The following is a 21,075-nucleotide window of genomic DNA, read 5'->3' as shown; positions in this document are numbered from 1 at the left end:
CTCCTCATTTTTACTATATTGATAGAAGTTAGATTTCTAATAGCTTGTTAACAGGCTATACTTTTTTGTTCTAAATATCTTTTTAATGGTTCCTTACGCCTTTAGAATACTTATCTCAGTAATACTTTCGCTCTGCTTTATTCATACCCAGGCCCAGCATGAAAAGAATTACAGCCTACTCTGGCGAATTGATGGAAACAACCTCGAAGCTCCATCCTATCTCTTTGGTACTATGCATGTTAAAGATTCACGGGCCTTTAACTTCAGCGACTCTGTCTTATATGCCATTGAAAAAACCGGGTATTTCGCACTAGAGCTTCAGCCAGACTCTATGCTCAACAATGTTTTCAACAAGTACTTCGAAGATGACCAAACCTTCAGACATCTGTTTGATGACAACGAATACCAGGAACTCAATGAGCGCTTCAAGGAGGAAAAAGGTTTTGACCTGGATAAACTTAATATAAAAAACCCAATACTAATCCGCTCTCTTCTAACTCCCAATACACCAAAGCCGGATGATAAACAAACCTTTGTAGATGCCTATCTCTATGGGATAGCCAAAACTCTACGGAAAAAGGTCTTTGGCCTAGAAAAAGTTGAAGATCAAACAGATATTTTCTTTGGAGCATCAAGAGAAGAGCAAAAGCAAGAGCTTATGGAAGTATTGGAATCCAATACCGATGACTACCGTCGCAGCCTGGAATATATGACAGATGTTTACAGCAGGGGTAACATTGAAGAAATACAAAGGATGGTAGAACACCATGGCATCATGGACTCTATCATGATCCGAAGAAACCGGGTGATGACCAACAGTCTCAAACGGCTTATGAACCAATCTCCCACCTTTGCAGCCGTGGGATGTGCTCATTTGCCTGGAGAAAATGGCATTATACACATGCTCCGGAAAGAAGGTTATACAGTGAGCAAAGTAGAAGCCACATTCACAGGAGTAGCCGAACAGTATAAAATAGAGCCTTTGAAGATGCAGTGGTACGATTACCAAGATAAGGAGCTCGGTTACGCTTTAAAAATGCCTGGTATACCCATACCTGCAGATATATTCCCCGGTCTCAATATGATGATGTACCCCGACCTGATTTCAGAAACTGGCTTCTTTGTTATGACCATTGATTTACGCGGTGCCAGCAAAACGGTTAACAAAGATGAAATAGTGGAAAAAATGGTTAATGGATTTAAAGAAAAAAACAGCTTTAAAGTCACAAAAAGAAGAGAAGTAATAAAAAATGGAACACCAGCGATTGAGATTGTAGGTGAAAGCAATGACGAGCATATGATGCTTCAAATCACTATAAAAAATAATATAGTCTACTGCCAGTATGTGAATAGAAAAGATGAAAAGCCTGACAAAGAGTATACGGAATACTTTTTCAATTCTTTAAGGGCTTTTGAGCCTTCCGGACTTAAAGCTGCGGAATGGCAGGCTTATCGCTACAAAGATGCAGCCTTCAAAGTCCTTTTTCCTGTTCCTCCAAAAGAAACTCATAGAGTCTACGAAGAAAATGATACAAGACTTGACCTTGTCATTTCAACAGACATCAGAAATATGTCCAACTACATGATTGCCTATAATGACTATCCCCTGGGCTATTACCTCGACGACAAGCAAGAAGTCTTCAAATCACTTATTGAAGAGTATAATTCTGTAGGCAAGTTGCTGGCTTCACCGGACACCATTTGGTTGCAAGGTGTGGAAGGCAGAGAATATGAAATAATGCTATCCAATAAATATTATACAATTTGCCGCGTCTACATACGAGGCAACAGAGTGTATAAAGTACTGCACCAGAACCTGAATGAAAACGAACGACGTTTACCCCAAAACAATTTTCTGAACTCTTTTTCTTTTATTCCTTTTGAGGATGAGAAACTGGAGGAACATATTCCTGAAGGAGAAAACTTCAAACTTAAGCTATTTCCGCAGCGCCAAATCTCCATCGACTCCGCAGTGGACCATAGCTGGTACACACGCAGTACAACAACCTATACCCTGAAGGATGGTAAAACAGGTGGTGTTTACTCGCTGGAATTCAGCGAATTAAAAGACTTTTTCAAAGTAACCCATTTAGATAGCTTTTACACCAACATTATTGATAACAACATTCTGGGATGGACGGATTCCCTGGTCAGCTCTAAAGATGTAACCCTTAATGGTGCCCATGGTAAAGAAGTTGTTTCCATTAACAAATACAACCATCAGAAAACACGGTACCGGTTCTGGTTAGATGATAAAAAGCTCTTTTACATGGCTGCCTATGTTGCAGAAGAAGCTCTTTTTAATAATGCTTCCAATACATTTTTCAATTCTTATACAAGACCGAAAAAACTTAGTTCCTTCGATGTTTATGCTTCAAAAGCTGATAAAATCATTAAAGGGCTTAGTGCTTCAGACAGTTCTCTGTACAAAGCCTCAATCGGTGCTTTTAACTATTACGAATTTACTCGTGAGGATTTGCCCTTAATCTACGAAGCACTGAATACTACGTATGCAGATGACAGTATTGAGGGAGGAGCCCGCTGTAAACTTGTTGAAGAGTTAGCTGATATCGGAGAACCTACATCGCTACCGTATTTGAAAAAACTGTATAAAAACAAGACTACCAACGACATAACAAAAGCCTACATACTATCCAGCGCGATCAAGTTTCCAAATGATCAAGGTCTGGAGCTATTTTTAGAGCTTTTCATCAGCCACGCACCGGATCAACTGGGCAAAAAAGATTGGGCTATTTTCAAGACCTTCACCGATTCGTTAGACCTTGCTGTAAAGCACTTTGATAAACTATTAGAATTGATGGATAATGAGGAGTACCGCTCAAATATACTATCTATTGCCTCTGGCATGGCAGAGACAGATAGCCCTGAACAAGTATCTTTAGTTAAAGATCAATTAGGCTTACTCACCAGGTTTGCTTTTGAAGATTTGAAGACTTACATCAGTAAAGTTAATAAAGATACTTCTAAGTATGCTTACCATTATGACCCTAAGATTAATCAGTACCTGAGACTGGCCAATAGCATTAAAAGTAAAGAATTCGTATCAAAATTCACCCGTCAGCTGTTAGACAGTAAAATTACAGGCTGGATGCAAACCAAAGCGGTTACTGCCAGGGTATTTAATAACCTGGAGGTGGATGATCAACTGCTGTCAGAGCTATTGACATCAATGGATACACGATATACTATTATGGAGAGTCTGTTCAAAGCAGGCAAAACCAATAAAATTCCCAAAAAATATAGAACCCAGCATGAGTTTGCCAAAACATGTTTTTATGAATTTATGTCATATGAAGATGAGGTCCCTGACGAGATCGAACTGTTGGGACACCTTATAGTAGACAATAAAAAAGTATATGTCTTTTCATTTTGGTACGTTTACAATCAGAATGAAAAATATATTGGTCTATCCGGTTTTTATCCTACTGACAGTAACAAATTAGAATTTGACGGACATCTCTCCTATACCCCGTGGGAACACCTATTGGAAGATTGGCAAGAACAAGCCAGGTTGTATCTTCAGGATTTAAAAAATTACGGCTATTAGAAAAAGGCTCCCGGATCTACCGACCCGGGATTACCAACTAGCTGTATGGGAATGCTATTATCAAGCCTTCCTCCAGAATAGCAAAGTGCTAGCACAACAAGCATTTTTAGACACAGAACTTACATCTTGACATCATGTATATACCGCAACCTCAACTATTCCGATTAATTCACTTCTATTTACTCTTATGTAAAACGAAATAAAAAAAAAATGAGTGAATGAACATGTATTTTGAGTAACTGATAGGATTCCCTTAGTTTACTTACACCTTTTGATAATTATAAAATAAAGCTTGTAACTTAATCCCGATTTATAGCAAAAGTTATTTATCGTTTATTCGATATGTTTACAACGACCAGTTTTAACCACAAAACACAAGTTTTCAATGAGTAATGTCACCAAGCAAAAAGTAAATGTACTTGTAGTGGAAGATGAAATATTACTGGCCCTGGATATTAAAATGCTTTTAACTCGTCTAAATTATAATGTTCAGGAAATAGTATCTTCTGCCGACAAGGCATTAAACATTCTTGATGAGCGTGCCAAAGAAATAGACATCATGCTAATAGACATCGTTCTTGAGGGTGATAAAGATGGAATTGAATTTGCGAGGGTAATCAAAAAAAGATACAACATACCTTTTATATTTGTGAGTTCATACTTTGATGGTAACCTTATAGAAAGAGCTAAAAGTGTGAATCCATATGGATACCTCCTTAAGCCAGTCAATGAAAAAGAGCTGTTAATATCCATTGAGCTGGCACTATCTAACTTTTCAAATCAACCACCAGATAAAGCAATATCAAATAAACCCTGGCAAGGGGCAAATACCGATACAGCACTACAAATAAATGATAGCCTTTTTCTTAAAAAGGATCAGCACTTTCAGCGCGTAACCCTTGACGACATTTTGCTGCTTGAAGCAGATAATAACTATACACTTATCTATTCAAAATCAGAGAGGTTTCTATATTCCACAGTACTGAGGAAGATGGAAGAGAAACTACCTTCCGGACAATTTCTTAGAGTACATCGTAGTTATGTAGTAAACATTCAAAGTGTAACCGGTTTTGAGGGCAATACATTGTTTATCGGAGAAATGCGAATACCGGTAAGCAAGCAGTACAGAGAAGAAGTTTTTCGTTTATTCAAAGCAGTTTGATATTTTAGATTACAGTTTTACCTGGAAGAGTCTTAAACCTTAGACACAATCTTTTATAGATGACTATATACGGTATTCCTGGTTTAGGAGCTGATAAAAGAGTATTTCAGTATTTGTCATTAGACATAACGCCCATCCTCTGGCTACCCCCAAAAAGAAAGGAAACCTTAGAAAGTTATGTAAAACGACTTATTGCGCAAATAGATCAAAACAAACCTTTTATTCTGTTAGGTGTGTCCTTTGGTGGCATGGTGGCCATTGAAATGAATAAATTAATTACTCCCGAAAAAACAATAATAATCAGCTCTGCTGCCACTCAATATGAATTACCTGGTATCATCAAACTAGTTCGCAAACCTATTGTGCAGCATGTTATAAAAATATTACTAGTCAAGCCCCCACCCTTTCTTGCCAACTACCTCTTTGGTATAAGCACTGTTAAGGGTAAACAGCTATTGAAATCAATTATCCGGGACACTGATATCAATTTTCTAAAATGGGCCATTCAACAGATCATTTGTTGGAAGAACGTTGACATTCCAAAGAACCTGATCCGTATTCATGGCGACCACGACAAACTATTAAGGCTCCAAAAGGATATTAAATATCACGCTATAATTAAACGTGGTGGACATTTGACGGTTGTTGAACAAGCCTTAGAAGTGGAGCACCATGTAAGAAAGTATTTGTAATATTCCCCTAACTAGAGGTGCCTTTTAATTTCCTCATCCTGAAATGTTGAGATTCCGTTTTCAACATTGGGATAAAAATAGGGTCTGTTTTGCACATATTTTGCAACCTCAAGCGGTGATATTTCATTCACCCCGTCACGCTTTTTCTCTTTGGTAGCTGTGGCTATTAAAAAATCAAAGTCTACGGCTTCATCTGGCCACGGAGAGTCAAGCTCTCCTGTAGGATGTACACAATACCTTTGCGTGTTACTCTTAAAGTACTGATAACCTGCAGGGTTTGACATCAATTCATTTTGCCATTGGCTAAGAATATATGCTTTGGTAGAACTTTCTATTTTAGGATTAATCAATACCGTACAAACACACCATGCCCTTTCATTTTTTATAAAACTCTCGTCATGCTGCCCCTCGGCTTTAGAAATCTCCATGACTTCAGTTTTTATATCACCAAAATGCGTAATGTCAGTATTGCTAAATGGCACCGCTTTAGCTATACCTGCCTTGGCTTCCTTATCGAAAATCATTGTATAAGTATTGCTCATAGAAGAAAACCGGCCATACCGTATAGGTACCTGAACGTTAACTACCTCATTCATCTTTAACCGGCTTTGTCTCCAAGTCTTCCTTATCTCATCTCCACTTCCACGCACAAGGTCATCTTGCCAGAAAAGAGACCCAATAAGTAGCGCACCTCCCTTTAAATTAAACTTCATAGCTTTTATTTCAATGTTTATATGTAAATGCATTAGCAGGAATAAAAGTTTACGCAGTTGAGGAAATGTTCCGTAATAGCAACCAAAAACACATTAATTAAATATAATTCTTAACAAACACATTCTCATATATTACAAATGGCAGTTTTAAGGCCTCTATACACTATAAGGTCATTGATTTAAGAAACGATTATTCGTAAATTCAACATTTAGTATGCATGCATACTATAATTCAACCTAAACCCTATTTTATGAAAAGCAAATTCAATTTATTGTTCATCGCATTTCTGCTTCTATCTCAAATCAGTAATGCGCAATTTGATAATCCTAATATTGAGGATTATGGCACTGCCACAGAAATAAACCTTGGACACCCTGATACTAATGAAGGAGTTCAGTTTATACCTATAGGAATTGATCTTTGGGATGGCGAAGATGTCAATACCATTTACTATGGCCAAGTGCCGCAAAACTCAGTTAACAAGCCTATAATGGTATTCGTGCATGGTTATGCTTCTAATGCCAGTGTATGGTTCAAAGGAGAAGACAACATGTACTGGGATGTCTATCGCGACGGTTATCGTTCGGCATTTGTATCGTTAACTCCAAACCACCACATGTGGACTAACGGTAATATGCTCGCCAATATGCTCGACCAGATCATTGCACACTTCGGAGATGATAACATTGTACTGGTAGGCTGGAGCAAAGGTTCTGTAGATATTGATGCCGCTCTTGTGCATTCAGGGGCTCATTCTAAAGTATCCCAAGTCTTCACTCTTAGTGCTCCACATTACGGCACAGGCATTGCGGAGCTTGCCAATAGCATATTACTGAGTCTGGTTAATATCATTTTTATGCAGAACAACGATGCTACAGTATGCCTGAAACGCGGTTATATGAATTATTTTCGTTCTCTAACAGACATACATCCTAACAACACTGTCCATTATACTACCATAGGAGCCTGGGGTAATGGCCCGCTTAACAGGCTAATTATTCCTCAAGAATATTTGTACCTGGCCGGCGGTAGCAAAGACTCTGGTGGTAATGATGGCGTTGTGCCGTATTACAGTAGCAGACGGCCCGGCGGAACCGAACTTTTCAGTGGGCAGAGGAAGGAGTATCTGCTAGATTTTATTCCATACTACACAGGTCCTGATGAAACGAATCTAGACCATTATGAAATAACACGCGGCAGTAAGGCATGGCCACATATAAAAGCCAATCTCAATAACGCATATCAATACAATACCCTCACCCCTATCAGCTATAACCCCAATGCTACGGTAACCAGCAATATGCAAATAGTAACAGGCAATGCCGGAAAAACATCATTTGCGATTGAAGAGAATGCCCAAAAAGTGACGGTACTGATCTCTGCAGAGAGAAATGCCCATCTAATCCGAAACGAAAAGGGAGAAGCATATGCTGCAAAAAATTCGGCATCAGAACCTTTGTCTAATAACATTAATCTAACAACTTACGAACTTGAACCGAATAGTTCTGGCAAATATTGGATTGAGTCCGATAAAGACTTTACAGCCCTAATTATTGCTGAAGGAGGTATTGAGGCTCACCTCAATACCGGTTTATCTAATAAAAAGTTGGTTTATGAAAACGGAGAAACTGTTAGACTAGCCTTGACACTCACACAAGAAAACAATAATTATGAGGGAGAGGCAACAGTTACAGGTACCATCCTCCGCACTACAGATCTGCAACTGAGGCAAACTAAGGACAACCCCCAAATAGTGACTTTTAAAAGACATCAGGGACAGTTCATTGCCGAAATAAATAAAAACTTACCTCCTGGCATTTATGATATTATAGTTAATGCCAGCGGGAACAACTTTACAAAAACCGTATTAACAAGTATCGCGGTTACAGGCGATGTCCGTCCAATACAAGCCAACGCCTCTGAATCTCTATCCATAGACAATATTTACCCTAACCCAGGAAAAGGAAGTATCAAGATTAACCTGATGACGGATCATGAAAACACGGAACTGTCAGTATATAACATGTTTGGTCAAAAAGTGAAGGATTTTAATCTACACGGTGAATTGGGCCACGTTGAATTGCAGTGGAGTATATCCAATGACATACAGCCCGGTTTATATATTCTTCAACTGATGCATGGAAATAAAAAGGTCACCAAAAAATTGATAATCGAGTAATTAACACTTAAATATTAAAACCGGCCTACATGCCATAAAGGGCCGGTTTTACTTAAACTCATAGGTCAGGTTGCTACAGGGTTTTAATTAATTCCCCTGCTGCATTCAGATTCATAATACGCTGATCAATAATTATTTTTGCCAGGTGTGGATAATGCTTGACAAGTTCATCAATCAACATTTCATAAGGGATATCACTAAAAGTACCGTAGTCATGAACATATTCCATAAACTTGCCACCTGATTTACTAAACTGCTGAAAAACAGCATCTTCATAACCATCAAACTCTAAAGGATCAACATTTAACTTATTACACAAGCCCTTGTTAAATACTGGTGTAGCCTTAACCCACCGATCATTTAGCCATACCTCTGCATAGCCGTGAAAAACCAAAAGGTTTGTTTTAAGCACCTCTTCAAGCTTGGCAGTGCCTATATGATTTTTCACATTGGCGAAACCCATTCTGGCTGGTACTCCTAATGCCCGTGCCCCAGCGGCAAACAGACAACTTTTTTCTATACAATAGCCATAATCTCGGCTAACAATATGACTTGCCTTAATAGCTTCTGTTGTGAAATCGAGCCGATAGGGATCATACCAGAACTCATCCCGCACAGCATAGTAGAGTGCTTTTATTTTGTCATCGATCGTACTATAATCTGCTGTTCTTTCCTGGGCAAAACGAATCACGTCCCGGTGATCAGAATTGATATAAACTCCTGGTTTAAGGTATTCTTCCTTTATCTCTTCAGTCATAATCGTACAATTAGGCATTTTTGCCTAAACAAAGATAGGTATCACTAACCACAATTAGGCATATATGCCTAATTTTTTAATTCGTATTATTTTTTTAGTATTGTTTATAAATGGCTGGAAATATGGGGACTAAGCAAAGAATACTGGACAAGGCACTTCAACTTTTTAATGAAAGAGGAATAACCGCGGTTTCAAGTAAACATATAAGCGATGAACTGGGCATTAGCTATGGCAATCTTTGCTACCACTTTCCCAGAAAAGACGACATCATTCTTCAGCTGTACTTCAACATGCAGCAACACGTGGACGAGCAATTTAAGAATATAGAGAAAGAGGTGCTAAACTTTGAATTTATGCTCAGTCGCCTTAAAGTGTTGTTTGAAGAGATCTACCGTTATAAATTTATATACCTGGGTATCACAAAGGTTGTAAGGCATTTTGATCATATCAAAAGACATGCGCAGCAACAAATGCAAATGCGCAGAGACTTACTACACAATGTAGGTGACTTCCTGGTTGAGCAAGGATATATGAAACCTTTCAAAGCACAAAAGCACAAGGATATGCTGGTCAATGCTTTGCTTATGATCACCAACTCGTGGGTGTCGGATGCGGAGACTTTCTATACGGGCAAAGAGGAAGACAAAGTTGACTACTACATGCAGTTATACTTTAACCTCATTCACCCTTTCCTCACTGAAAAAGGCAGAGAGGGATTTCAAAAGTTTTATAAACCGGCTTAATTATTATATTTATTAGTAGCCCTTCGCTTTCAAAGAATTGTTTTCATTATTTCGAAGACTATGTCTATTTCCAAAGGCTTTTTAGGATCTTCAAACGGATACTTTAATAAACGTTGGGTACTCAAACTATCGCTAACAGCTTCCCGGTACTCATTCCCTAATGAACAAATCAATCCAATTGACCACCGTTAAATGTCACGCAACACATGGCGTGCTTATCCCGAATGGTATACTTTCTTCCCATATTTCAAAGATTAGCATTAAAGAATCAACCCGGGCGGAGCCCTATTCCATTTTAGGTCGTAGGACCGCTGCGCTTAACCTACATACAACCAGATGGTGTCCCCTGACAGACCTATGCTGCGGGGAGTTTGTTAATGATTTCCTTATACTCATTCAATACACGCTGGTATTCCTCTGTTCCTTGCAGAACCTCCGGTACAGATGCACGATCCAAATGAGATAGCCAGTTTAAGGCACTATCATGCCGTACCATTCTTTTCTCCATATTGAACTCGGCTACGTTTCCTCCTTGAAGGATATAGTAGACACGTCGGTTATTATATATCTTAATTTTACACATACAACTAGTTATATGGACAGTTGACAGGATCTTTAATAAACATCAGCTTTACCTCGTCCCGAAAGCGTTTATGCCTATGTATTTGACCCTTGAGTGAGTAATACATAAACTGAAACCCTCCTTCATATTCTTTCAGTAGTTTGGCCTTGTCCATTATATCTGTTAAGCCATTTTCATAGATCAGTTGGGCAAACTTCATGTTTGTCGCTTCATAGCTTTCGCCCAATTTGGTAGTGTTTTGAATCAGGTCTTCAAGACCCTCCAGTAGCATGGTGTATCTCTCCTGCGAACCTTCCCATGTAGGTTTTAAATTCTCCATAATTCATAATTTTAAAAAGGGCATCCGAAGGGAGACACTTGCAGCTCCCTCGAATGGCCTGGGTCAAACACATGGCGACATAAGTGTTTTTATATCCTGATCTTTTACAAATGTCATCACTACGCTGCCCTCGGTTGTATATCTATAGGTGTTTAACCTTCTGTCAAATACGATCGGAGCGTTAAAGTCTTCTTTCATGGCCCTAAGCATGTTAAATACACTTCGTTTTGATATGCCCAGCCTTTTGGCAATATCTTCTGCTTTACCGGCGCGTCGTTTCCTGATGAGCCTGTCCGTGCGCTCTATTCTTTCTAAATACTTTGATCCCTTCATTTTTGATGTGGTTAGTATGAGCATATTACCTGCTTTACATTAAGGCATTTGGGAGGTGCCGTTTCCCGCACCTCCCGCTGACCCGTCAACCTAAACCATAATCAACCGGGCTGCCAATGCCTTAGATAAGCGGTATCCGCTCAGTCATTAACTTTTCGCGAAACTGATAATTGACCTTTTCCCTTTTTAACAGTTTCGTTTCTTCTTCCATTTCTGCCAAAAGCCCTTGAAGCCTTGTGCTATAAGTAGCCAGACTACCACTTAATTCTTCTTTTAGCTTCGATGCTGCCAGCTGGCTAATGAACTCTATGTTCGCTTCAAAAAGCTCCTGTGTAATGGCTTCCATTTTCATGGTCAGCATGTCCATGCTTTTGATAACAGCCTGATAATCCTTTACAGTAGGCATGTTCTTAGTTTAGTTACTGTTCAGTGGGGCGAACTATTTCATTTTCCTTTGTTATAAACCCTTTACAAGAGGCCATTTGACTGTACCTCTTGTAATGGATTTTAGGCTCGTGACAATTCTTCACGTTTTATTATATTTGTTTCCGTTGCAAGAAAAAACACAATAAATGTGACGATTTCGTCACATAAAANACACAATAAATGTGACGATTTCGTCACATAAAACAAATATATGAAAATTGAGACGATACACGCAACAGTGGGCGAGAAAATTTCTTATTTCAGAACCAAATTGGGGTTGTCGCAGGTAGAACTTGCTGAAAAACTACAGGAATCGACCGGTGAATTATGCGACAGGCATGCCGTATCCAGATTTGAAAATGGTCATAGGAAATTGCCGATCAACTATGTGCCTATACTGGCTCAAATATTTGGCATCACCACAGATGAATTGTTCTACAGTGCAGAACAACTCAGAAAAACCAACAAAGACCCATTCGGCACCCAGGTGGCAGACTATAGGAAACTGGCAGAAGATAACCCTAAGGAAGCGGCGGGCAAAGCATTGGAGGCATTGCTGCAAGCCAAAAATGAAGTACAGACTTTAAAAGAGCAGCTTCGTAAATGTGAAGAGGAACTAGAGAAGAAAAGTACATTGGTGAAAAAGTATGCCGCGTTATCCAAAATGTTGAATAAGCTCCAGGAAGAAGACCAATAAAGAAAAGGTAGCCGATAACAGCTACCTTTAATTGTATTATTACAACTTCGCCTGTTAGGGCTCGTATGTAATCAACCGCAGCATATAACGTTTTATACGCTGTTGCCTTCAATGCTCTCACTGAGCGAATTCAATTCCCTTATTATTGCCGCTGATTTAGCATGCTTAATCTTATACTTTGTTAGCTTTCGCAACTTATTGGAGTAAACAATAACCACCACAATCAATACCACCAAAAGGGTAGCCATTACACCATACCAGAATTGCATTTGTCCATCCCTTCGGGCTATATCCTTCTTATATTTCTCTGATTCTTTTATTTGGGCAATTTCCAGCTCCGCCTTATCTACGTCCTCCTGTATATACCGGGTTTCTATGAGCTTCTTTTGCTCCTCCAATAATTTGATTCTTTTATCCTTTATTATACTATACTTCCGCATAGGGACCATCAGGCCAGATGCACTTGCAAGTGTATTGGTACTTAGGTTTTGTAGCGCATCGAGGGCCTTAGTTACTTCCTTAGAGAGTAATTCACTATCCGTGGTGGAAAGTGCTATCACCTGATCATAATAATTGAGCGCGGCTTTGTAATCGGCTTTAAGAACAGCCAACTCGCCCAGGTAATTAAAATTCGGACGTTTATCGGCACCATTCAAAGCGATCTTTAACTGTAGCGCTTCGTTTAACCATTTTTCCGCTTTGTTGAGTTCACCAGCTTTCATGTAGCATTCGCCTATATTTCCATGTAAGTAGGCTTTCTCTAGCTGTTGCTCATTATCTACATAGGTCAGGGCCTTTTCATAGCTTTTGATAGCTTCTTCAAACCTCTGCTGCCTAAAGTATAGCTCTCCATACGAAGCATTTGCATTATATACCCAATACCTTGATTCTAAATCTATACCTGCTTCAAGGCTTTTGTAAATGTAATGTTCTGCTTTATCAAACTGCTCCAAGCCTAAGTAAACCAAACTAAGGTTGTCATATATCAGTGGAAGCTTATGATTTTTATTTAACAGAACATATATTTTTTCAGCCTTATCAAGGTAAGTTACAGCCTTGGCGGGGCTTTCGGCAAGCCTGTATATGTTTCCTAAGTTAGCAGATGAATTAGCCACCTTGAATGAATCTTGTAGTTCAGTATAAAGAGATAAAGCCAATAAGTAAGACTTTATAGATTCTCCATACATGTTTTCATTTCCCTGAAGGTAGGCGTAGTTACTATAATATTTGGCAAGGTATTCTTTGTTATCCAGCTCAATCGCTAGTGCCTTCATTTTCTCAAGTAAACCGAAAGCTACCACTGGTTCCTCGTAGTGGTTGAGATAAGTTTGATAGGTGCTTTCTAAACTTTCAAGTTTGGCAGGATCGTGATCATATATCTTTTCCTGAGTACACGCTGCTATTAACAACATACTAAAGACCGCCAGAGTAATTAGTCTCGGCATAACATCAAGGTAGATTATAGGTTGAAAAATGTAAATAAATACCGGACAAAGATGCCGGTATTATTAAAATAATCAAGGGGCATATACTCAGCAAAACTTACGTGAATTAGAAAAGAGGCAGTTTTACTATATACAGACATAAATAACTAGTTACAAATCATCTGGGTCATTACTATGTCCTTCATTAACACCTTCCGTATTAAGTACATTATCAGTACCGGGTACTATTTCTTCTTCCTGGCATGCGGTAAAGGTGAGTCCAAACATGCCAAGCATGGCAATCAATACAACTTTTTTGATTTTCATTGTTTTTGAATTTAAATGGTTTTGGTTGATTTTAAGGTCATCAGACAATTGAATAAGACCGTCACAAACTTAATTGTTTCCTATACGATCATCCAATTGTACTCAAGGGCAATGTTACGCTGGTAATGAATCAGTTAGACTTACATGGCCCTACATTACAAACTAATTAACAGCCAACCACAAGTAAAAGCGCTTTTATACAACAAGCCGCGGCTTTGTTGTACTCGATACCCTAATACTGATGAAATCAGTCCATCAAAGTGTCATTTTGCCCCAATTGCTTACACGAAAATCTCAATGACTACCGATTACAATGTCGGCTTGGCATACACTAAAGCGTATATTTTTTTATGTTAGGATACTAAATATACCCAAGGTTGGGTATTGACAACAAGGTCATAGCTGGATTACCTTTAAAAATGCTTTGGAAACTTTGTATAAGTAATGCAAGGAAAGAGCTAAATATCAAGGCATGTAACCCACACACCCACCTTGGTCGTGCGTCCTCTACAGATCCGGTATGGTCTTTGAGCATCCGCCTAATTCTCGGCACTCAAGGGAGAGCTAAGATCCGGACTAAAAAATTTCCCCACATGTATTACATAGCTTCGCCACTCATCTGCTAGAAAATGGCACCAACCTTAGACCAATTCAGGTTTTGTTAGGGGCATAACTCAAGCCGCGCTACTGAAATTTACACGCATTAAAATAAACTCTTTGAAAGAGATTAAAAACCCCTTAGATTAGGAAGAATAAAGTGCGTATATGTGCAACCTTGCACATGTACAATTGCTGTGGAGCATTATAAAAAAACACAAATACAGTGATTAGAATTAAAAAAGGGGAAATTCCAGACATGTTGCGCGGTACCTTTATAAAAAAAAAGGAAATTCTATTCGAATATTTGAGAGATACAAGTCGTGTTAAGCGACCATCTTTTGTAGTAAGGGGAAAGGAAACTCCCTTGTATCAAGAGTTTAATTCTAAATGTGCATTTTGTGAGTCAAAGACAAAGAGTGTTGATGGTCTAAATTATCACCATTATAGACCCACCTACAACGCCACTGATAGACATGGAGAAATTTCTAAAAATCACTACACGTGGTTAATGTACGAGTGGGATAACCTGTATTTGGTTTGCAATACTTGTGCAAGAAATAAAGCCAACTATTTTCCTGTAATAAAATTAAATGGAAGGTTTGGATTAATTGAAGGTAAACCAGAATCTAATGAATTTGATAGGGAGGTCTTGAACGAAAAAGAGTATCCCTTAATTTTTGATCCTTGTCACTATGATCCTGAAGAATGGTTTTATTATTCTGATAATGGTACAATACATCTTTTAGTACAAAACAATGAGTTTGGAGCAGAAAGGTCTTCATACACAATACAGTGTCTGGATTTAAATAGAGAGCAGTTAATAGAGTCAAGAAAGAAAAGAATCGAGTGGATTAAAAATGTCATAGATCAAGTTAAGAAAAACAATGAAATCAGTGAGTTCCAATCGGAAGATGAAGCAAGTATAATCAATGAAGTTCTGAATGAAAGTCACGAAGAGTATTGTGGTGCACTTAGGTTTATTGTAAAGCGAAAAATTGCATCAGATGGAACCTTTATGAATTGGTTGGTTGAAAAAAAAATAATTACCAAGCAACAGGGAAAAGAAATCAAAGACTTTTTTGAAAAGAATTCATTCATAAAGATTCAAGGACAAAAGGAAGACAAAGTCATCTTGCGTTCTGAATCTCTAGGCCAAATAAGGGTTAATGAGATACGAATTAAAGGTTTTAGAGCCATTAAAGATGAGGTTACTCTGCAATTTCCTAATACGTCTTCAACTAGAGAAAATTGGCTGGTTTTAATTGGGGAAAATGGCTCTGGGAAAAGTACAATACTACAAGCTGTTTACGCTTGTTTATCAGGTGATTGGTACAACGTTTCAGAAGATGATTTCGAAGACTATGGGATCATCCATATTGGTACTGATGATGGGTACATAACTTTAAGGAAAAATGAAATCAGTGATACTCTTACTTCGGTAAAAAAAGGGAGTAATACCCCAATTCTTGGCTATGGCCCAATAAGACTGAGTTTAAGTGATTATTCTGATTCAGAATTAAACCCAGAACTGTTAGAAGGTTCCAATTTGGTAAATCCGTTACGACCATTACTGAATACTGGTCAATGGATAAAGGATAGAATTTTAAAAGGTGATTTTGACAAGAATACTATCAAGGAATCCTTACTTAAACTGGTTGATAGAGATAACACTTATGATATACACTTAGTAGATGGTAAGGCGCACATAGTAAGCAATTTAGATGAGAGCCAGAAACACGACTATCAATATCTAAGTACAGGATTTAGGCAATTACTTACGCTGGCTTGTGATATAATCGACTCTCTTAACCTTAAGTATAATGACATTCAATCGGCTCGGGGAATTGTCCTCCTTGATGAAATAGAGAACCATTTGCATCCTAAGTGGAAAAATAGAATCGTTGGTCAACTGAGGGAAATTTTTCCGATGGTCCAGTTTATTGTGGCCACTCATGAACCTCTCTGCATAAATAGTTTAGAAGAAGGCGAAGTATTCTTAACCAAGCGAAATGAAGACGGAAAAGTAGAAATACAGGGATTGGAAGTTCCTAAGGGAACTAAATCCAGCGAAATATTAACGGGAGAGTGGTTTGGCTTAACCTCAACGTTGGATACTAAAACATTAGACTTGATGGAAAGACACAGGGAAATGATGTATTCGAAAGCACTCAAAAGTGAGGATTATAACCAAGAGGAGCTGACTAGAATAGAATCTGAAATCGCTTCTAGGTTATCAAACTCAGCTGATAGAACATTGTTCGGAATATTTAAAGAAGAATATAAAGCTATACTGACTGATTCAGTCCAGTCTCTGGACTTTAACTCTAAATCTTTTCGTGATACTCTGAAAGCGAAACTTAAATCCAAACTAGATAATTAGAATCATGCTAAAGTTCACAAGACCAGATGCTCCTAATGGGTTTGAGAATAAGTCTAAACAGAAACTCGACCAATACAAGGAAGCTAAAGATAGAGGGGATGATCCTGATTTTAATGATAGCTTTTGGGGTGAATACAAGGGCAATTTGTTTTATGCTCAAAATAACAAATGCGGCTATTGCGAAAAGAAAATAACCGAGTCATATGGTGATGTGGAGCATTATCGCCCTAAATCGACTGTAGAGGTACTTCCTGATGATAAAGAGAAATGGGGTAAGGAACAGGAACCTAAGAACAATGTTAAAGGCAGAATATTTGAAAACGGATGTGAAAAAGGCTATTGGTGGCTTGCATATTCATGGGATAACTACCTTCTTTCATGTAGTATTTGTAATCAGCCTTGGAAAAGAGCTCTATTCCCTATTGCAGAAGACCGAGAGCCAAATGAGGACGGTAGCGATTTCCCCTTTAAATCACCAGTAGAAGGAAACGTTGAAACTCCCTTATTATTGAATCCATTCGATGAAACTTCTATTAAATTTTCGGATCACCTTTCCTTCACTGAAGCTGGTTTGATAAAGGCAAAGGAAGGAAGTCGACATGGGTTTGAAACAATAAGGACGTGTGGTTTGGATAGACCAAGTATAACGGATGCAAGATCTGAAAAGGCTAAATTGGCCTATTCACACATATTAAAATGGTCGGCCACCACTAGTACGGAACTTGATCAGTTTCTTGCGAATACAATTCTTGAGTTTGGAAACTCTGAAAATGAGTTTGCTGGTATGGTCAGGATCATTTTCGAAGAAATTGTTCAAGAAATATCTTGGGAAGAATTTGAAGAACTTTACACATAGTGGGGTATTAATACCGGAATCCATTCGTAAATTAAATGCTCCACATAAAAGTGTATAGTACATACCCTTCGGGATACGGACCCTTTTGGTCGATCTTTATTTCAATACCAGCCTCTGTATATTTCTTGACTTTAAAAAGCCTCAACTTACTGCTATTCATTAAAAAGGAGCCTGCATAACTGCTTACGACTCCTAGCTCTTCGACATTTGTAATGTCGAAGCCTTATCGTAGCGTTTGTAACGCGACACACATACATAATAAAAAATGATTAGTAGGGTTTTCAACTTGCACGCTAAATTAGCAGTATGGGATATGCATATGTAGTTCGAGATCAGGGGCTGTACATTAGTAACATTTACAGTGCATCAGTGGGTAGATGTATTTACCCATCTAGCCCAAGCGCTTGTACTCCCCCACTCTGGTCGTAGCATCCGCTCAATTCCCGTTACTCATCCCTAATGAACAAATCAATCCAATTGTCTACCGTAAATGTTACGAAATACATGGCGTGCTGATCCGCTCAATTATTGAATATGGTACAAAATACTACGACATACATAGCGTTTTGACCCCGAATTGGCCTATTTTCTTACTATGTTTTCAAAGATAGCATTAAAGAATCAACCCGGGCGGGCGCCCTATTCCATTTTAGGTGGTAGGACTGCTGCGCTTAACATACTAGCAAAGGGGGTAACTAGGCTGGCGTAGAAACTGAGAAAACGACACATCAGCAAATGCTATGAATGAATAGTGAGCTTATAGGTTAGGATTTTGTTGTGGGGATTGGAAAGTCCACCACAAGTTTTATATTTAAATCAAGGCGTGACTTGACCATGCGAAACGAAAGATTAGAGCTTTCTAACCCCCACTCATCATAGCTTGGTTCCTAAAGGAGATCGAAGCTCTTTTGGATATAAGTAAACCCCTCCAGTTCATCTATTAAATCACCGAACCAGAAGCCATTATTATTTACCACAAGACCCTTATCGTCATTTACTAAAATCACTTGCTCTCCGTTAAATAATAAAACCGAAAAATAGTTACTCCTTTTAATAAAGCTCAACGCAAATTTTATTAGGTTCTTCTTATAAATAGAAGGACTACTTTCTTTTGAAATTCTAAATGTCATAGAACTATCAAAGTCATATTCCGAATCATTGATAGTTAAATGTCTGTTAAAGCTTTCCATGAAATAAATAGTAAAACCGGGGGAATTTACGAAAGAGAACAATATACATTTCTCACTTACAACTTCCTGTTTGTAATGCCATTCTAGTACTTCCAGTATATTTTCAATTTGCACTTTTGCACTTTCTTGCGTTTTAAAATGGAGAGTATATTCCAAAGCCATATCTAAAATGGGTAAAAGGGTGTAACATCTTTATTTTTAATTATTATTATTTCTAACAATCCTTCGATTGGATAATCTGTTAGTTGTTTACGAAAATCCTCCATCGACAGCGAAGAATCATCAAGGTTTAAAACTATTCTATCGGTTTGGCCACTTTTCACTTTTCCTTCAATATTTGAGACTATGTTTCTTGGATTGCTTCCAGATGGTGCATAATTATCAAAGACTTTATTCTCAATTAAGTAATCTGGATTTTTATTTGAACCTTCAATTCTGGGGTTTTGCTCAATATCGTACCCCTTTTGAGCCAATACCCCTGCAGATTCATTTTCACGCATTAGGGATCTCCTTGTAGCTGCATCATCTAACTCGGAAATTTTAGTAACTGTCCCCCTGGGTTTTGAATCTGGGTTTTGTTGTTTACTTGGAATTGTTCTTTCGGCTCTTACGTCCAATGGATCGTACTTTCTTCCCGTAGTCTTATCTTTAATCAGACCATCCTCCATTACCTCTCCTAATTCCTCTCCCTCTTTAGTAAAAGCCCTTGCACCCTTTTGGTCGATCTTTATTTCAATACCAGCCTCTGTATATTTCTTGACTTTAAAAAGCCTCAACTTACTGCTATTCATTAAAAAGGAGCCTGCATAACTGCTTACGACACCCCAGGTAATCTTTATAAAAAACCTGCTCCAACCTTGGCCTTCCCATTCTGTCATCTGGACGTAAAGCCTTTTATAATCCTCTGGCCCCAAGCCTATCCCCAAGTCGGCCCCCATCTGTTCACCCATGGCTATAGCAAAACTCATTTTTACAGCGCCTATGGCCTGTTGCTTATAGGTTTCAGGATCGAGCATATCACGACCAATATCTCCCAACCCAAGCAACATGCCATCATACCAGCTACCTGCATTATTCTCAAATTTCTCTCCGTCCTGATTATAATAATCTTCCAGATATGTATTCCATAAGTATTGCTTACCACCGCTGGTAATGGAATAAACTACATCCAGTTTATCAAAAAGATATTCTCCTTCTGCATTTTGGGCATAATCTGTTCTTGAAGCATAGAACATTTGTCCGTTAGGCATTTTCCATAAGTTACAATCAGGACAATCTTCCAGCTTCATTACAACCATTTGGCTGGTTATGTCATCCTCCGAGAGCAATTGTTTGCAGGTTGCATCACCGGCCTGTTGCCAGTTTTTTGTCCCCAATACGCTTTCTATTTCACTTACTTCTGTATCTGTCGAGATATTCTGACCTATATCACTTAGAAAGCTGTTGTTTTGCTGAACTTTGGCCGCGAAAGCTTTCTTTTTAGCTTCGCTATTCAGCAATTCATCTACATAACCATAGACCTTGTTCACAAAACCTGCATTTTCCGGCAGACAGCCTGGCAGCCCTTCTGCCCACATCATTTCATAGTCAGACAGTGGCCCCTTGCCATGTACTTCAAGCCATGCTTCCATGCGGGTTTTGAAGTCTTCCAGCACCGCTATTACTATCTTTTCTTCTATGGTAAACTGTTGCTGGCTTCCATCATCAAGAGTGTTATTTCCATTATTTTGGCTGCTTTTGGTAACATTCCCGTCACTATCAACAATCCTCGTGTCCCCAGAGCTATCAGTAAACCTGACATCTTCCTTCTCCCCAGTTTCCGGATCGACAGGCTGCTCATAGGTATGCTGCGTTCCGTTTTCATCTGTAACCACAATTACACCATCATCGCCCACGGTCACGTCCCTGATTTCGCCATCATAAGCTATATCCTCTCCATTAAAGTCACCGTCCAGACTATCACTTTCACTTTCCGTATCTATGATAGTGTCCCCACCTTCGTCCCAAGATTCAATAAAGCTGTCAATACCATCCGAAAGGGCAATCACTTCACCGTCTACTACCTGGTACAGTTCATTGACCCTAATATTGTCAAACTTCACCGCGAGATTGAAGCCGAGGAATG

General features: G+C 38.7%; 18 protein-coding genes. 8 read left to right on the top strand and 10 right to left on the bottom strand.

Annotated features, from left to right (window positions below; genetic code table 11):
- Positions 1–85 precede the first annotated feature (85 nt).
- The 3 genes from JMN32_RS19090 to JMN32_RS19080 all read left to right on the top strand — a co-directional run bounded on the left by JMN32_RS19090 (position 86) and on the right by JMN32_RS19080 (position 5,422).
- The gene (locus JMN32_RS19090) at positions 86–3,568 is read left to right on the top strand and encodes a TraB/GumN family protein (protein ID WP_202857971.1); all 3,483 of its coding nucleotides are present in this window, start codon (positions 86–88) and stop codon (positions 3,566–3,568) included.
- A gap of 385 nt (positions 3,569–3,953) precedes the next feature.
- Entirely contained in the window at positions 3,954–4,730 is a 777-nt protein-coding gene (locus tag JMN32_RS19085; protein WP_202857970.1) for a LytR/AlgR family response regulator transcription factor, read from the top strand.
- A 59-nt stretch (positions 4,731–4,789) separates the two neighbouring features.
- Positions 4,790–5,422: an alpha/beta fold hydrolase gene (locus tag JMN32_RS19080; RefSeq protein ID WP_202857969.1), complete on the top strand. Its 633-nt coding sequence runs from the start codon at positions 4,790–4,792 to the stop codon at positions 5,420–5,422.
- An 11-nt stretch (positions 5,423–5,433) separates the two neighbouring features.
- Here the strand turns inward: JMN32_RS19080 and JMN32_RS19075 are convergent, their stop codons facing one another.
- Positions 5,434–6,135 carry a hypothetical protein gene (locus JMN32_RS19075; protein ID WP_202857968.1) on the bottom strand — a complete coding sequence of 234 codons (702 nt, stop codon included), beginning with the start codon at positions 6,133–6,135 and terminating at the stop codon, positions 5,434–5,436.
- A gap of 251 nt (positions 6,136–6,386) precedes the next feature.
- On the opposite strand from JMN32_RS19075, the gene JMN32_RS19070 reads away from it, so the two are divergent.
- Positions 6,387–8,315, top strand: a complete 1,929-nt coding sequence (locus JMN32_RS19070) for a T9SS type A sorting domain-containing protein (RefSeq protein WP_202857967.1) — start codon at positions 6,387–6,389, stop codon at positions 8,313–8,315.
- A gap of 73 nt (positions 8,316–8,388) precedes the next feature.
- Here JMN32_RS19070 and JMN32_RS19065 read toward each other — a convergent pair whose 3' ends face one another.
- The gene (locus JMN32_RS19065; RefSeq protein WP_202857966.1) at positions 8,389–9,072 is read right to left on the bottom strand and encodes a transglutaminase-like domain-containing protein; all 684 of its coding nucleotides are present in this window, start codon (positions 9,070–9,072) and stop codon (positions 8,389–8,391) included.
- Positions 9,073–9,194: 122 nt separating this feature from the next.
- On the opposite strand from JMN32_RS19065, the gene JMN32_RS19060 reads away from it, so the two are divergent.
- Positions 9,195–9,815, top strand: a complete 621-nt coding sequence (locus JMN32_RS19060) for a TetR/AcrR family transcriptional regulator (RefSeq protein ID WP_202857965.1) — start codon at positions 9,195–9,197, stop codon at positions 9,813–9,815.
- Positions 9,816–10,170: 355 nt separating this feature from the next.
- On the opposite strand, the gene JMN32_RS19055 is transcribed toward JMN32_RS19060, so the two are convergent.
- The 4 genes from JMN32_RS19055 to JMN32_RS19040 form a co-directional block, all read right to left on the bottom strand.
- The gene (locus JMN32_RS19055; protein WP_202857964.1) at positions 10,171–10,398 is read right to left on the bottom strand and encodes a hypothetical protein; all 228 of its coding nucleotides are present in this window, start codon (positions 10,396–10,398) and stop codon (positions 10,171–10,173) included.
- A gap of 4 nt (positions 10,399–10,402) precedes the next feature.
- Complete coding sequence (locus tag JMN32_RS19050; RefSeq protein ID WP_202857963.1) at positions 10,403–10,717, bottom strand: hypothetical protein; 315 nt, start codon at positions 10,715–10,717, stop codon at positions 10,403–10,405.
- Between the two features lie 63 nt (positions 10,718–10,780).
- On the bottom strand, positions 10,781–11,050 hold the full coding sequence (locus JMN32_RS19045; RefSeq protein WP_202857962.1) for a hypothetical protein: 270 nt from the start codon (positions 11,048–11,050) through the stop codon (positions 10,781–10,783).
- Positions 11,051–11,171: 121 nt separating this feature from the next.
- On the bottom strand, positions 11,172–11,456 hold the full coding sequence (locus tag JMN32_RS19040) for a hypothetical protein (protein WP_202857961.1): 285 nt from the start codon (positions 11,454–11,456) through the stop codon (positions 11,172–11,174).
- Between the two features lie 231 nt (positions 11,457–11,687).
- Here JMN32_RS19040 and JMN32_RS19035 point away from each other — a divergent pair, with 231 nt between their 5' ends.
- Entirely contained in the window at positions 11,688–12,173 is a 486-nt protein-coding gene (locus tag JMN32_RS19035) for a helix-turn-helix domain-containing protein (RefSeq protein ID WP_202857960.1), read from the top strand.
- Between the two features lie 92 nt (positions 12,174–12,265).
- Here the strand turns inward: JMN32_RS19035 and JMN32_RS19030 are convergent, their stop codons facing one another.
- Both JMN32_RS19030 and JMN32_RS19025 read right to left on the bottom strand, forming a co-directional pair.
- Positions 12,266–13,618: a tetratricopeptide repeat protein gene (locus JMN32_RS19030; RefSeq protein WP_202857959.1), complete on the bottom strand. Its 1,353-nt coding sequence runs from the start codon at positions 13,616–13,618 to the stop codon at positions 12,266–12,268.
- Between the two features lie 150 nt (positions 13,619–13,768).
- On the bottom strand, positions 13,769–13,924 hold the full coding sequence (locus JMN32_RS19025; protein WP_202857958.1) for a hypothetical protein: 156 nt from the start codon (positions 13,922–13,924) through the stop codon (positions 13,769–13,771).
- An 823-nt stretch (positions 13,925–14,747) separates the two neighbouring features.
- Between JMN32_RS19025 and JMN32_RS27655 the strand changes: the two genes are divergently transcribed.
- Both JMN32_RS27655 and JMN32_RS19015 read left to right on the top strand, forming a co-directional pair.
- Positions 14,748–16,904, top strand: a complete 2,157-nt coding sequence (locus JMN32_RS27655) for an AAA family ATPase (protein WP_202857957.1) — start codon at positions 14,748–14,750, stop codon at positions 16,902–16,904.
- 4 nt (positions 16,905–16,908) lie between these two features.
- Positions 16,909–17,760: an HNH endonuclease gene (locus JMN32_RS19015; RefSeq protein ID WP_202857956.1), complete on the top strand. Its 852-nt coding sequence runs from the start codon at positions 16,909–16,911 to the stop codon at positions 17,758–17,760.
- An 887-nt stretch (positions 17,761–18,647) separates the two neighbouring features.
- Here the strand turns inward: JMN32_RS19015 and JMN32_RS19010 are convergent.
- A complete protein-coding gene (locus JMN32_RS19010; protein ID WP_202857955.1) occupies positions 18,648–19,112 on the bottom strand; it encodes a SitI3 family protein in 465 nt (154 codons plus the stop codon).
- Between the two features lie 2 nt (positions 19,113–19,114).
- On the bottom strand, positions 19,115–21,075 hold a 1,961-nt coding region (locus JMN32_RS19005; RefSeq protein ID WP_202857954.1), incomplete at its 5' end, for a CdiA C-terminal domain-containing protein.

This window comes from Fulvivirga marina, from assembly GCF_016775155.1.
GTDB classification, from domain to species: domain Bacteria; phylum Bacteroidota; class Bacteroidia; order Cytophagales; family Cyclobacteriaceae; genus Fulvivirga; species Fulvivirga marina.
This window is presented reverse-complemented; position numbering and strand designations above follow the sequence as displayed.

Bases quoted from the DNA above. Each gene is read 5' to 3' on its own strand.
- JMN32_RS19090 (WP_202857971.1), top strand. From the start codon at position 86: ATGGTTCCTTACGCCTTTAGAATACTTATCTCAGTAATACTTTCGCTC.
- JMN32_RS19085 (WP_202857970.1), top strand. From the start codon at position 3,954: ATGAGTAATGTCACCAAGCAAAAAGTAAATGTACTTGTAGTGGAAGAT.
- JMN32_RS19080 (WP_202857969.1), top strand. From the start codon at position 4,790: ATGACTATATACGGTATTCCTGGTTTAGGAGCTGATAAAAGAGTATTT.
- JMN32_RS19075 (WP_202857968.1), bottom strand. From the start codon at position 6,135: ATGAAGTTTAATTTAAAGGGAGGTGCGCTACTTATTGGGTCTCTTTTC.
- JMN32_RS19070 (WP_202857967.1), top strand. From the start codon at position 6,387: ATGAAAAGCAAATTCAATTTATTGTTCATCGCATTTCTGCTTCTATCT.
- JMN32_RS19065 (WP_202857966.1), bottom strand. From the start codon at position 9,072: ATGACTGAAGAGATAAAGGAAGAATACCTTAAACCAGGAGTTTATATC.
- JMN32_RS19060 (WP_202857965.1), top strand. From the start codon at position 9,195: ATGGGGACTAAGCAAAGAATACTGGACAAGGCACTTCAACTTTTTAAT.
- JMN32_RS19055 (WP_202857964.1), bottom strand. From the start codon at position 10,398: ATGTGTAAAATTAAGATATATAATAACCGACGTGTCTACTATATCCTT.
- JMN32_RS19050 (WP_202857963.1), bottom strand. From the start codon at position 10,717: ATGGAGAATTTAAAACCTACATGGGAAGGTTCGCAGGAGAGATACACC.
- JMN32_RS19045 (WP_202857962.1), bottom strand. From the start codon at position 11,050: ATGAAGGGATCAAAGTATTTAGAAAGAATAGAGCGCACGGACAGGCTC.
- JMN32_RS19040 (WP_202857961.1), bottom strand. From the start codon at position 11,456: ATGCCTACTGTAAAGGATTATCAGGCTGTTATCAAAAGCATGGACATG.
- JMN32_RS19035 (WP_202857960.1), top strand. From the start codon at position 11,688: ATGAAAATTGAGACGATACACGCAACAGTGGGCGAGAAAATTTCTTAT.
- JMN32_RS19030 (WP_202857959.1), bottom strand. From the start codon at position 13,618: ATGCCGAGACTAATTACTCTGGCGGTCTTTAGTATGTTGTTAATAGCA.
- JMN32_RS19025 (WP_202857958.1), bottom strand. From the start codon at position 13,924: ATGAAAATCAAAAAAGTTGTATTGATTGCCATGCTTGGCATGTTTGGA.
- JMN32_RS19015 (WP_202857956.1), top strand. From the start codon at position 16,909: ATGCTAAAGTTCACAAGACCAGATGCTCCTAATGGGTTTGAGAATAAG.
- JMN32_RS19010 (WP_202857955.1), bottom strand. From the start codon at position 19,112: ATGGCTTTGGAATATACTCTCCATTTTAAAACGCAAGAAAGTGCAAAA.